The 12724-nt window shown below is 70.6% G+C and carries 11 protein-coding genes; 7 read left to right on the top strand and 4 right to left on the bottom strand.

Features of this window, described 5'->3' with window-relative positions:
* Window positions 1–195 precede the first annotated feature (195 nt).
* From D7V97_RS14185 to D7V97_RS14155, 7 genes are all read left to right on the top strand, one after another.
* Window positions 196–2451: a serine/threonine-protein kinase gene (locus tag D7V97_RS14185; RefSeq protein WP_120611166.1), complete on the top strand. Its 2256-nt coding sequence runs from the start codon at window positions 196–198 to the stop codon at window positions 2449–2451.
* A 112-nt stretch (window positions 2452–2563) separates the two neighbouring features.
* Window positions 2564–2779, top strand: a complete 216-nt coding sequence (locus D7V97_RS14180) for a hypothetical protein (protein WP_120611165.1) — start codon at window positions 2564–2566, stop codon at window positions 2777–2779.
* 78 nt (window positions 2780–2857) lie between these two features.
* Window positions 2858–3820 carry a CarD family transcriptional regulator gene (locus tag D7V97_RS14175; protein ID WP_120611164.1) on the top strand — a complete coding sequence of 321 codons (963 nt, stop codon included), beginning with the start codon at window positions 2858–2860 and terminating at the stop codon, window positions 3818–3820.
* Window positions 3821–3851: 31 nt separating this feature from the next.
* On the top strand, window positions 3852–4364 hold the full coding sequence (locus D7V97_RS14170) for a hypothetical protein (protein WP_120611163.1): 513 nt from the start codon (window positions 3852–3854) through the stop codon (window positions 4362–4364).
* Entirely contained in the window at window positions 4351–5301 is a 951-nt protein-coding gene (locus tag D7V97_RS14165) for a hypothetical protein (protein WP_120611162.1), read from the top strand. The genes D7V97_RS14170 and D7V97_RS14165 overlap by 14 nt, the downstream gene beginning before the upstream one ends.
* Window positions 5298–7133, top strand: coding sequence for a glycosyltransferase family 39 protein (locus tag D7V97_RS14160; RefSeq protein WP_120611161.1), 1836 nt, complete (start codon window positions 5298–5300; stop codon window positions 7131–7133). The genes D7V97_RS14165 and D7V97_RS14160 overlap by 4 nt, the downstream gene beginning before the upstream one ends.
* A 149-nt stretch (window positions 7134–7282) precedes the next feature.
* The gene (locus tag D7V97_RS14155) at window positions 7283–7843 is read left to right on the top strand and encodes a hypothetical protein (RefSeq protein ID WP_120611160.1); all 561 of its coding nucleotides are present in this window, start codon (window positions 7283–7285) and stop codon (window positions 7841–7843) included.
* A 79-nt stretch (window positions 7844–7922) separates the two neighbouring features.
* Here the strand turns inward: D7V97_RS14155 and D7V97_RS14150 are convergent, their stop codons facing one another.
* The 4 genes from D7V97_RS14150 to D7V97_RS14135 form a co-directional block, all read right to left on the bottom strand.
* Complete coding sequence (locus D7V97_RS14150) at window positions 7923–8324, bottom strand: ATP-dependent DNA helicase (protein ID WP_120611159.1); 402 nt, start codon at window positions 8322–8324, stop codon at window positions 7923–7925.
* Between the two features lie 156 nt (window positions 8325–8480).
* Window positions 8481–9665 carry an iron-containing alcohol dehydrogenase gene (locus D7V97_RS14145; RefSeq protein WP_120611158.1) on the bottom strand — a complete coding sequence of 395 codons (1185 nt, stop codon included), beginning with the start codon at window positions 9663–9665 and terminating at the stop codon, window positions 8481–8483.
* A gap of 10 nt (window positions 9666–9675) precedes the next feature.
* A complete protein-coding gene (locus D7V97_RS14140; protein WP_199728805.1) occupies window positions 9676–11139 on the bottom strand; it encodes a glutamine synthetase family protein in 1464 nt (487 codons plus the stop codon).
* Between the two features lie 65 nt (window positions 11140–11204).
* Window positions 11205–12692, bottom strand: a complete 1488-nt coding sequence (locus tag D7V97_RS14135; protein WP_120611157.1) for an aldehyde dehydrogenase family protein — start codon at window positions 12690–12692, stop codon at window positions 11205–11207.
* Window positions 12693–12724: the final 32 nt, after the last annotated feature.

Raw genomic sequence — 12724 nt, 5'->3', positions numbered from 1 at the left:
GGGGCGGGGGCAGAGGGGGCAGGCTCGCGACAGGCGCCCAGCAGCAGGCAGCACACGAACAGCAGGAAGAATGCACTGTTACGGGAGCAGTCTGGCGAGCGTAGCGGAATTTTCCACCCGGAGCGTCTGAATGGCCTCATGATAGCTTCTCGCGGTTTTCCCGAAGGTCTCCCATCCTCAGGAGCCGATTCGAACGTGCCGCAGCCTTCCGCGGGCCTCCAGTTCGGAAAGTACAAGCTGCTCGAGCGCATCGCGACGGGCGGCATGGCGGAGATCTACCGCGCCCGGATGACGGCGGTGGCGGGCATCACGAAGCCGGTGGTCATCAAGAAGATCCTCCCGGGCTACGCGGACGACCACGCGTTCGTGTCGATGTTCATCAACGAGGCGCGCATCGCGCTGGGACTGTCGCACGGCAACATCGCGCAGATCTTCGACTTCGGCGAGGTGGAGGGCGAGTACTTCCTCGCGATGGAGTGGGTGGACGGCCATCCGCTGTCGCACGTGATGCGGCGGGCGCGGGAGAAGGGCCTGTCCGCGCTGCCGCCGCCGCTCGCGGTGCTGGTGGCCATCGACATGCTGCGCGGGCTTGCGTACGCGCACACCCGGCTGGACGACCACGGCCGTCCGCTGCACATCGTCCACCGCGACGTGAGCCCGCAGAACGTGCTCCTGTCCTACGAGGGGCAGGTGAAGCTGGTGGACTTCGGCATCGCGCGAGCGCGGCTCGCCGGGCGCGAGACGAAGCCCGACGCGGTGAAGGGCAAGTACGTCTACTTCGCGCCGGAGCAGGCGCGGGGCGAGGCGCTGGACGCGCGCACGGACGTGTTCGCCGCCGGCACCGTCCTCTACGAGATGCTCTGTGGACGCAGGCCCTTCGAGGGCTCGCTGCAGGACGTGCTCCGGAAGATCTCCCAGGGTGACTTCCCCCGGCCGCGCGAGTGGACGCCGGGCATCCCGCCCGCGCTGGAGCGCATCCTGCTCACCGCGATGTCCACGAGCCCGGAGCAGCGCTACCCCACCGCGCAGGCCTTCGCGGAGGCGCTGACGCGGCAGCTCCACGTCACCGCGCCCGACGTGTCCCCCAGCGAGCTGGGGCACTTCATGGGCTACCTCTTCGAGCCGGAGCTGGTGGACGCCGGCCGGCCCGTGCAGCTGCCGCGGGAGTTCCTCGCCCGGGTGGGGCGCTGGAGCGGCGTGCCCGCGTCGCCCCCCGTACCGACGCCGCCGGACATGCCCCGTCACGGCCTGGAGCCTCGGCGGGAGGCTTGGGGAGAACCTCGATGGGAGCCTCGGGGAGAGCCCCGAGGCGACCTGACCACGCAGCCCCTGCCCCCGCAGTCCATGCCTCCACAGGCCGTGCCGTCCGAGCCGCGGTCCGCGTGGCACCGCACGCTGCGCGGCTGGGCGGTGCGGGGCGCGCCGGTGGTGGGCGCGCTCCTGGCCATGTGGATGGGCCTGCTCGTGGGAGGCACCAACACGTTCGCGGTGGAGCTCAGCTCGTCGCCCCCGGGCGCCACCATCCGCGTGGACGGCCGGGAGCTGACGGAGACGACGCCCACGCTCATCACCCAGTTGCCCGCGGACGTCGAGCACGTGCTGGAGATGTCGCTGCCGGGCCAGGTGCCCTGGAGCCAGCGCGTGAAGGCCGAGCGCGGCACCACGCTCGCGGTCCATGCCCGGCTGACGCCGAAGCGCCCGACCGTGGCGCGCACCACGCCCCGCGCGGGCGTCGCGCAGGCCTCCCTCTCTGGCGCTCGCTACCCGGAGGGCGGACCGTTCGCGCTCAGCGCCACCGCGCACGCCTTCCGCGTGCCCCAGTCCATCGCGGCGCGCATGCGGTTGGACCCTTCCCGCACGTATGGCCTGCGCGCGGAGGGGCGCGTGTCGCTGGGCGGACCGATGCCGGTGGCCCAGGCGGCCTACTTCCTGGAGGGCGGCGAGGCGCTGCCCGCCATCGACAGCTTCGGCGTGGTGGGCGAGGAGGAGGTGCTGGTGCAGAACACCTCCGTCCTCTACGTGTTCCTCTGGGACGGCTACCCCGACGACAACCGGGGCGCCCTCCACGTCCACGTGCGCGAGCAGACCAGCGGCGCCGTCACCACCCTGCTCCTGGATCCGCGCCGCTACTCCGTCGCGCCCACCGACCAGGAGGCCTTCACCCTGCGGGAGCTGGATCCCGCCACCACCTACCGCGTCGTCGTGCGCGCGCCCGCGGAGCCGGCGCGCACGCGGGGCTTCGCGGGCGGCGCGGTGGATCAGGTGCTCGCGCTGCACGGCGCGGGGGATGGCCCGGCCACCGGACCCGGCACCCTGGAGGTGCTGGGCGTCAACCAGCCCACGGTGATTCGGGGCGCGCGCTGGCTGCGGCTCGCGTTCCCGGACGACGACCCGAGCGACAACACCGGCGGCCTCATCCTGGAAGTGACGCCGGTGGCGCCGCTCCAGTAGGCGCGCGCGGCCCTCTTCGCGCCACGGGCCGCTACAGGACGGGGGCGACCTGTCGCAGAAAAATTGATCATCCGGGCGTCGCCCCTACCCTGGGTCGCCACGGAGGACGCTCATGAAGAAGCTGATGGCGGTGCTGGTGCTGGGAGTCGCGGTGGTGTCCACGGTGGGCCTTTCGACCCGCGTGGACGCGCAGCCCGGAGGCACGGTGGACGAGGGGCCGACCGATGCCCAGATCGAGGCCGTGCTGGACGCCCAGGCGCACGAAGTGATGGGCCAGCTGTTGGAAGCTCAGCGCAATGCCACCCGGATGACAAAGCTTCCCCGGTAAACTCGTGGCATCCGGCGAAGCACGGTGCTACGACCGGCGCTCGCTTTGGTGCTCATCCCACCCGCCCACGAGGGGGACATGCCAGAAGGGTCCGCTGCACTCCAACTCAACGTTGGAGACCGGGTCGTCTACCCCAACCAGGGGGTCTGCCGCGTCGCCGCCATCGACGTGAAGGAGGTGGCCGGGCAGAAGCTCACGTTCGTCACCATGCGCCGTGAGGAAGACGGTGCCGTCGTCATGGTGCCGGAAGGCAAGATCCTCTCCATTGGTGTGCGCAAGGTCGCCAGCGCCGCCGACGTGGAGGAGATCTACGCGTTCCTGCGCTCGGACAGCGACAAGGCCGACCTGGATTGGAAGCAACGCGCGCGCACCAACCTGGACCGCATGACCCAGGGCGGAATCCTGGGCCTGGCGGAGGTCGTCAAGGGCCTCCAGGTCCTGAGCGAGCTGCGTCCGCTGCCCACCAAGGAGCGCGAGCTCTACGACAACGCCCGGCACCTGCTGGTGTCGGAGGTCGCCGCCGCGCTGGGCACCGCCGAGGCCAACGCCGAGGACTCCATCGACATCGTCCTCTTCCCGCCCGGTCGGGAGCGCCCCAAGCGCACCGCGGCCGAGTTCGCGCGGCCCGGGGGCGACGAGGAGGACCTGGACCTCGACAGCGACCTCATGGGGCTGGAGGGTGGAGAGCTGGACCTGCCCTCGGACGAGGAGCCGCCGGCCGAGCCCGAGGAGGAGGCCGCCGAGGAGGGCGCGGAGGAGGAAGCCAGCGAGGAAGCGTCCGAGGACGCCCCCAAGAAGCGCGGCCGTCCCCCCAAGGCGAAGCCCGCCGAGGAAGGCGAGCCCGCGGCCCCGAAGAAGCGCGGCCGTCCGCCCAAGCCGAAGCCGGAGGTCACGGCGGAGGCCGCCGCCGAGCCCGCCGCCCCGAAGAAGCGGGGTCGTCCGCCCAAGGCCAAGCCGCCCGAAAGCGCCGAACCCGCGGAGCCCGCCGCGCCCAAGAAGCGTGGCCGTCCGCCCAAGGCCAAGCCGCCCGAGGGCGAGTGAACCGCTCAACTTCCCGCCGAGGTGACGCCCCGTGATTCGCGTCGTGACGCTGGACCCTTTTGACGACAAGCAGCTCGCCAAGTTCAACCGCACGCTCTACACGGCCTTCGGCGTGGGCAGCGAGCACAGCGGCTCCGCGGACGTGCCCGCGGGCATGTCCGAGCCGCTGGACGCGGAGAAGCTGTTGGACGAGGTGAAGGGCATCCGGGCCTACAAGGACGACAAGGTGCTGCTGCTCACCTCGCGCAAGCTGAAGGACCGCGAGCTGCCCAGCGGCAAGGCGCCCACGACGGGCTTCGCGCGCTACGGCAAGGACCGGGCGGTGCTCACCATCGCGCCCTACAAGGACCTGGAGACGGGCTACAAGGCCATCGCGCGCCACGCGCTGCACCAGCTGGGCACGCTCTGGGAGCTGCACCACTGCCTGGATCCGCGCTGCTCGATGTATCCGCCCTGGACGCCGTCCTTCAACCAGGGCGACCACATCTTCTGCACCTTCTGCCGCGAAAAGAGCGAGCAGAAGATCCGTCTTGCCAAGTCCTAGGTCCCTGCGCGCCCTGCCCCTCCTGGAGTTGGGGGGCCTGCTGCTCGTCGCGCTCCTGTGCCTCGTCTTCCAGCTGCGGCTGCCGGGCCGCCTCCCCTCCGACGCGGACGAGCGCGCGGTGGCGGAGGTGCTGGCCCGGGACGCGCGCCCTGGCGACGGCGTGCTGCTGTTCCCCTGGTGGACGGAGCGCGCCCGCCTCTTCGTGCCGCCCACCCTGCCCGTGTATGGCTGGCTCGACTCGGACAAGGCCGACCTGAGCGCGCACCCGCGCCTCTGGGTGCTGGGCCAGCCGGAGCTGCCCCGCTCGGACGTGAAGGCGTTCGACGCGGCCTTCCTTCCCGGGCGCAAGGCGCTGGGTCCGGAGACGCGCCACGGCCCGCTGTCCCTGCGCCTCTATGAGAACGGCCGCTACCGCCCCCGCCGCTGGGTGGCCTCCGAGTCCGTGAGCCGGGCGCGCGTGTACCTGGAGCAGCCGGACGGGACGCACGTGGACTGTCCCTTCAACGGACGCGAGCACCGCTGCCCTGGCCCGCCGCACCTGTACGTCGCGCCGGAGTGGCATGAGATCCTCTACGAGCCCCGGCACTGCCTCTGGATGCACGCGCCGGGAGGGCCGCAGCGCCTGGTGGCCGAGTTCGACGGCGTTCCCGCCGGCCTGGGCCTGCGCCTGGAGGGCGGCATCATCTTCGAGTTCGCTCACCCGAAGGATCCGCGCCTGAGCACCGCGTACCTGGGCGTGGACGACGCGGTCAGCGGCGAGCACCTGCTGGACGTGCCCATTCCTCCGGGCCGCGAGGGCGTGCAGAAGGCGGAGGTGGTGCTGCCGCCCGGACCTGCGCGCACGGTGAAGGTCTTCGTGCAGGCGGACAACCCGGAGTCGCGGCAGGTGTGCCTGGACGTGATGGCGCTGGAGCCTGCTGTGGGGGTGCGGCCATGACGGGCCGAGCAGCGACGCGCGACGAGAAGCTCGCGGCCCTGGCGCTGTGGGTGCTGGCCTTCGTGGCCCTGTGGAGCACCGAGGCCGCGGTGGGCTTCACGCGCGACGAGAGCGTCTACTTCGCGGCGGCGGAGGGCTACGCGAGCTGGTTCCGGCTGCTCGTGCGCGCGCCCGCGGAGGCCTTCACCGACAACGCCATCGTGCGCGCGTGGGACTACAACCACGAGCACCCGGTGCTGATGAAGACGCTCTTCGGGTTGAGCCACCTGCTCTTCCACGACGGCCTGGGGCTGCGCAGCGCGACGGCCTTCCGCCTCCCCGCGTTCGCGATGGCGGCGCTGGTGCCCGCGCTGTGCTTCCTGCTGGGCACCGCGCTGTATGGCCGCACCGCGGGGTGGTTCGCGGCGCTCTCCTTCCTGCTCGTGCCCCGGCAGTACTTCAACGCGGAGCTGGCGTGCTTCGACATGCCGGTGGCCGCGATGTGGCTGCTCGTCGTGTACTGCTTCTGGCGCGCGCTGGAGGACACCCGCTGGGGCGTCCTGTGCGGCGTGGCGTTCGGCCTGGCCATCGCGACGAAGCACAACGCCCTCTTCCTGCCCTTCGTGCTGACGCCGTTCGCGCTGTGGCGCGCGTGGAGCGCGAGCGAAGGCGTCCCGGAGGCCCGCGCGCGGCTGGTCCACTTCGTGGGGCTGTTCGCGGCGGTGGCGGTGCTCTACGGCCTGCTCTTCGTGTTCCTGGGCGGAGGCGCCGCGTTCCAGAAGAAGTTCCTGCTCCTGAGTCCGCACACGCTGTTCTTCGTGGGGCTCGCGGTGGGCAGCGTGTGGCTGTTGAGGGACCTCGGGCCAGTGAGCCTTCCGGTGACGCGCGCGCTGGTGCCGGTGGCCGCGATGGCGGTGCTGGGCCCGGTGCTCTTCTACCTGCACTGGCCCTACCTGTGGCACGCGCCGGTGGACCGCACCGCGTGGTACCTGGCCTTCCACGCGACGCACAACCACTACGCCTGGTTCTACCTGGGCACGCTGATGCGCGGGCCACCCTTCCCGCTCACGTACGTGGTGGTGAAGACGGCGCTGACGGTGCCCACCAGCCTCTTCGCGCCCATGGTGACGGGGTTCACCGCGCTCGTGGGCCGCGCGCTGTTGAGCCTGAGCGCGCGCACGCGGGATTGGGTGCGGATGCCCACGGCCGCCGAGGCCCTGGTGGGCGTCAACGCGGTGACGTCCATCCTGGTCATCAGCCATCCCCAGGTGCCGCACTTCGGCGGCGTGAAGCACTGGTTCCCGTCCATGCCCTTCCTGGGCATCCTCGCGGGCGCGGCGGTGGCGCGCGGTTGCTTCGCGCTGTGGGAGCTGCTCAAGACGCGGCGCCCTTCCCTGCCCTCGTTCGCGGTGACGGTGCCGGTGTTCGCGCTGTTGCTCGTGCCCGCGCTGATGGCGCTGGTGCGGGTGTTCCCGTACGGGACGGCGGCGTACTCGGAGCTGGCGGGCGGACTGCCGGGCGCGGCGACGATGGGCATGCAGCGGCAGTTCTGGTCCAGCCACGTGACGGGCGTGCTGCCGTGGATCAACGCCCACGCGAAGCCAGGCGCGCGCGTCTACCTGCACGAGGTGAACGGGTTCTCGTTCCGCGACTACCAGCGCAACGGGATGCTGCGCACCGACGTGCGCGCGGTGAACAGCCCGTTCGACGCGGACATCGTCGCGTACCAGTACCACCAGGAGTTCCGTGAGCATGAGTTCCTCACGTGGCAGGCCTTCGGCACGCGCACGCCCGTGACGGGGCTGTACCTGGACGAAACACCGCAGGTCGTCGTCTACCAGCGCCCTGAGTAGGCCCGCCCGGGGATGACGCAGGAAGCCATGTGCACGACCATGCACTCGGCGCCCGCGTGTGCGTGTCCCGGTGCCGCCGTGGGCTGGACGCCCCCAGGCCCGGAGTAGGATTCCAGGGTCTTCCATTCCACCATCCCAGGGAGGGACTCATGACGCGCTGGACGGTCTTGCTCGCGGTGCTGGCGTTGGGCGCGGCCTGTGACGGGGCGAAGACGCCCGACAAGTCCGCACGGGTCCAGTTGAAGAAGACGGGCGCGGCGACGATGGAGGTCATCCCCTCCGAGGGCCAGCTCCCCTACTGCCTGCTGTACACGATGTCCGAGAAGGGCGTCATCCGGCAGCTGACGCTCACGCGAGAGAACCGCTCCATCCGCTGCGACGCGAACAAGCCCGTCGCCAACACCAGCTTCCGCGTGCCCGTGCAGGAGGGGAAGGTGCGCGTCTACGTCTTCTTCTCCGACGAGCGCGTGCAGGCGGGCCCGGTGGCGCAGCAGCTCTACGACTTGCGCGACAAGGAGCGCGTCACCGCGATGGACATGCGCCTGCCCGGCCGCGTCTTCGTGGAGACGCTGGAGTTCAGCCCCGAGACGGGCGAGCCCGAGGTGACGGGCGGCGTGGTGGGCGCGGGCGGCGTGGTGTCGTCCGACGGAGGCACCGGCACCGTGGGCGGCGGTGGCAGCATGGTGCCCGTGGAGCCCAACAGCGACTGACCCCGGACGCGAAGAAGCCCGAGGGTGGATGACCCGCCCCCGGGCTTCGTCACGGCTTCAGCGGCCTGCGTGGCGCTGATCAGTTCAGCCAGCCACCGTTGTAGTTCGAGTGCCGGCGCGCCAACCGCTCGCGCTGCTGCCGTTCACGCTCCAGCCGGGCCTGCCGTTCGCGCTCCTGACGCTCGCGCTCCAGCCGGGCCTGACGCTCGCGCTCCTGGCGTTCGCGCTCCATGCGCGCCTGACGCTCACGCTCCTGACGCTCACGCTCCAGCCGGGCCTGCCGTTCGCGCTCCTGACGCTCACGCTCCTGGCGGTCGCGCTCCAGCCGGGCCTGACGCTCACGCTCCTGACGCTCGCGCTCCATGCGGGACTGGGCCTGGCGGCTCACGAGGGGGGTGGCGCTGTGGAAGTCCGCCGCCATCACCGGGGAGCTCGCGACAATCGCCACCGCCACCATCAGCTTCTTGAGCATTGCCTTCATGACCTGCCTCCGTGAACCGCGTTGCTGCTGCGTTCTGAACCTTCTGACGGCGCAGGCCCCGCGTGATTCACGCTCCCCAAGGCGAGGGGCCACCCCGATTTCCCTCGGAGCGGCCCCTGGCGAAACAATCTGAAATCCAGACGGCGTGAAGTCAGCTCACCACGCCTCGCGGGCCATCACGAGCAGGTCCGCCTCCGTCACCGGACGTGGATTCCCCTGGTGCGAAGCGTCCAGGAACGCCTTCTGCGCGATGTGCTCCAGGTCCTTCTCCTGCACGCCCACGTCGCGAAGCCGCGTGGGAATGCCGATGGCCGCCGCCAGCTTGCGCACGCGGTCGATGGCGTTGCCCGCGAGCACCTCTTCGCGCGCGTTGGACGTGTCGCCCAGCGCGGTGGAGATGCGCGCCAGCCGCGCCGTGCACGCCGCGCGGTTGAACTCCATCACCACCGGCAGGACGATGGCGTTCGCCAGGCCGTGCGGCACGCCGGAGATGGGCGTGAGCGCGTGCGCCAGCGCGTGGCTCGCGCCCAGGCCCTTCTGAAAGGCCATCGCGCCTTCCATCGCCGCCGCCATCATGTCCGTGCGCGCCGCCAGGTCGCGGCCCTCCTTCACCGCCGTCTCCAGCGAGCGTCCCACGCGCATCACCCCGTCGATGGCCACCGCGTCCGCGAGCGGATGGAAGCCATTGGCGAGGTACGCCTCGATGCAGTGCGTGAGCGCATCCATACCCGTGGCTGCCGTGACGGACGGGGGCAGGCCCAGCGTCAGCTCCGGGTCGATGATGGCCGCCTTGGGCAGCAGGTACGGGCTGAAGATGACCGTCTTCCTGCCCGTGTCCGCCAGCGTCACCACGCCGGAGCGCCCCACCTCGGAGCCCGTGCCGGCCGTCGTGGGAATCGCGATGAGCGGCGGCAGGTCGTCGCGCACGTACTGGTCGCCGCCCTTCGCGTCGTCGTAGCGGCTGAGCGGCGGCTCGTGCGTGGTGAGCAACTGCACGAGCTTGCCCGCGTCCAACGCGCTGCCACCGCCCAGGGCGATGACGCCGTCGCTCTTGTGCGCGCGGTACGCCTCCAGGCCCGCGAACACGTCGCGTTCGGTGGGGTTGGGCTCCACGCGGTCGAAGACGGCGCAGTCCAGGCCCGCGGCCTTGAGCACCTCCGTCACGCGCGCGGCGAGGCCCGCCTTCACCACGCCCGCGTCCGTCACCAGCAGCGGGCGCTTCATGTTCAACCGCGTCGCGTGCGCGGGCAGGCGCTGGAGCGCACCCGCACCGAACACGATGCGCGTGGGCCAGGCCATCTCCGTGACACGCGGTTCCGTGGGAATGTCGAAAGGCTTCATGGGGTCCTCCTCAGATGAGTTCCAGGTAGCGCTCCAGCTCCCAGGAAGTGACGGCCCGTTCGTACTGGCGCACCTCCCACTCGCGGGTGCGCACGAAATGGTCGACGAAGCCTTCGCCCAGCAGCTCCTTCGCGCGCTCGCTGTTCTTCAGCAGCGCCACGGCCTCCTTCAGGTTGCGCGGAAGGGGCTTCGTGTCCTGCGCCGCGTAGGCGTTGGAGAACACTGGCGCGGGCGGTTCAATCTCGTTCTCGATGCCCCACAGGCCCGCGGCCAGGCTCACCGCCATGCCGATGTACGCGTTCATGTCCGCGCCCAGCTGGCGGTACTCGATGCGCATGGACTTGCCGCTGTCGCCGATGACGCGGATGGCGCAGGTGCGGTTCTCCAGGCCCCACGTCGCGGTGGTGGGCGCCCAGGTGTTCTCCACGCTGCGCTTGTAGCTGTTGATGGTGGGCCAGTAGAGCGCCGTGAGCTCCGGCATCAGCGCCACCTGCCCGCCGATGTAGTGCCGCATCAACTGGCTCATCCCGTGCTTCTCTGACGGGTCGTGGAAGAGGTTGTCCTCCCCCTTCAGGTTCCACAGCGACTGGTGCACGTGCCCCGAACAGCCGGGCAGCTTGGGGTCCACCTTCGCCATGAAGCACGCGGACACGCCGTGCCGCGCGCAGATCTCCTTCACCACCGTCTTGAACAGCGCGGCGCGGTCCGCCGCCAGCTCCAGCGTGTCGTAGCGGATGGCGGCCTCGAAGACACCGGGGCCCGTCTCCGTGTGGAAGCCTTCGATGTTGAGGCCGTACGCGTTGCAGCCGTCGATGATGGCGTGCACCAGCGGCGCGTTCATGGAGGTGCGCAGCCACGAGTAGCCGAACATGCCCGGCGTCAGCGGCGTGAGCCCCTGGAAGCCCTTCTCGTGCAGGCTCTGCGGGCCCTCCTTGAAGATGAAGAACTCGTACTCGGAGCCGAACTTCGGCAGGAAGCCCAGCTTGCGCGCGCGCTGCCCCATCTTCTGCAGCAGCTGCCGGGGGCTCGCCTCGAAGGGCGTGCCGTCCGGGTTCACGAAGTCGAGCAGGAACGCCGCGGTGTCCGGCTCCCACGGGATGATGCGCGCGGTGGACAGGTCCACCTTCGCGGGCGTGTCCGGGTAGCCCGTGTGCCAGCCCGTCACCTTCGTGTTGTCGAGCAGCTTATCGCCCAGGTCCCACCCGAAGACGACGTCGCAGAAGCCCATGTTGCTCTTCGCGGCGCTCCAGAACTTCTCCAGCGAGATGTACTTGCCGCGCCAGACGCCATCCACGTCCACGCCGCCCACCTTCACCTTGCGGACGTTCTTCTCCTCCATCCACCGGCGCAGGGAGTCCAGCTCACCCTGCTGGGAGGGCGCCGCGCGCTCCGTGCTCTCGCTGCGCTCCTTCGCTCGGGCCCGGCGGGCCATCGCCGGATGGGGGAGCACCTTGGCCTTGGGACGCGACGCCATGGGGACCTTCCTTTTCGTCATTCGGATTTCAGGCTTGGGATGTCGGGTGGGAACGGGCGCGCGCCTCAGGGCGACGGCAGCTTCGTCCACACGGCCTTCGTCTGGAGGTAGCCATCCAGCGCGAAGTGGGACAGGTCCCTGCCCCAGCCGGATTCCTTGTAGCCACCGAAGGGCGCCGCATCGTCGAACTCGTTGAAGCAGTTGATCCACACCACGCCGCTCTTCACCTGCTTCGCCAGCGCGTGCGCCTTGGCCACGTCGCCCGTCCAGATGGCCGCGGCCAGGCCGTAGGGCGTGCCGTTGGCCAGGGCCATGGCCTCCGCGTCGTCGCGGAAGCGCAGGCAGCTCAGCACCGGCCCGAAGATCTCCTCCTGGGCGATCTTCATGTCCGGCTTCACGTCGCCGAAGATGGTGGGCTTCACGAAGCAGCCCTTCGCCTTGAAGCCCTCCGTGTCACGCCCACCGCCCGCGAGCAGCTTCGCGCCCTGCTGCTTGCCGCTCTCGATGTAGCCGAGCACCGTGTCCAGCTGCTTCTGGCTGACGAGCGCGCCCATCTCCGTGGTCGCGTCCAGCGGGTCGCCCACCTTCAGCACGCGGGCCTTCTCCGCGAGCTTCGCGACGAACGCCTCGTAGGCGCCCTCGTGCACCAGCACGCGGCTGCCCGCGTTGCACGTCTCACCCTTGTTGCCGAAGATGCCCCAGAAGCACGCGTCCACCGCGCGGTCGAAGTCCGCGTCCGGGTAGATGATCTGCGGGCTCTTGCCGCCCAGTTCCAGGGTCAGCTTCTTCAGGTTGCTCGCGGCGGACGCCTGGAGCAGCCGGCGCGCGGTGCGGCCGGAGCCGGTGAAGGAGATCTTGTCCACGTCCGGGTGCCGCGCGATGGCCTCGCCCGCGGGGTCACCCAGGCCCGTCACCACGTTGATGACGCCCGGCGGGAAGCCCGCCTCCATCGCCAGCGCGCCCAGCTTCAGCGCGGTGAGCGGCGTGTACTCCGACGGCTTCACCACCACCGTGCAGCCCGCGGCCAGCGCGGGGCCCAGCTTCCAGCCGAGCATGCACGTGGGGTAGTTCCACGGGATGATGGCGCCCACCACGCCCACCGGCTCCTTGAGCGCGTAGGTGTGGAAGGGGCCGTCCACGGGCAGCACCTCGCCCCGGATGCCGCTGGCCATGTCGGCGAAGTTCGCGAGCGTCGCGGCGCCCGGTGCCACGTCGCCCCGGATGGCGTCCTTGAAGGTCTTGCCGTTGTTCAACGACTCGACGAGCGCGAACTCCTCCCGGCGCTCGTAGAGCAGGTCCGCCAGCTTGCGGATGAGCTTCGCGCGCTCGCGGCCCGTCATCTTCCCCCAGGGTCCGGACTCGAAGGCGCGGCGCGCGGCCTTCACCGCGCGGTCCACGTCGGCGGCGGTGCCGGCGGGCACGTCGCACAGCTTCTGCCCGGTGGCGGGGTTGGTCACCGCGAAGGTGCCGCCTTCGACGGGGTCCACCTGCTGCCCGTCGATGAACAGCTTGAGCACAGGGAGCTTGGGAGTGAGCGAACGAGCGTCGGTCATGGCGAAGCCTCGGGTGAGCACGGCGCGCGAGC

The organism is Corallococcus sp. CA053C (assembly GCF_003611675.1).
In the GTDB taxonomy this organism is placed as follows: Bacteria; Myxococcota; Myxococcia; order Myxococcales; family Myxococcaceae; genus Corallococcus.
The sequence above is the reverse complement of the archived record's forward strand: the minus strand, read 5'-3'. Positions and strand labels throughout refer to the sequence as shown.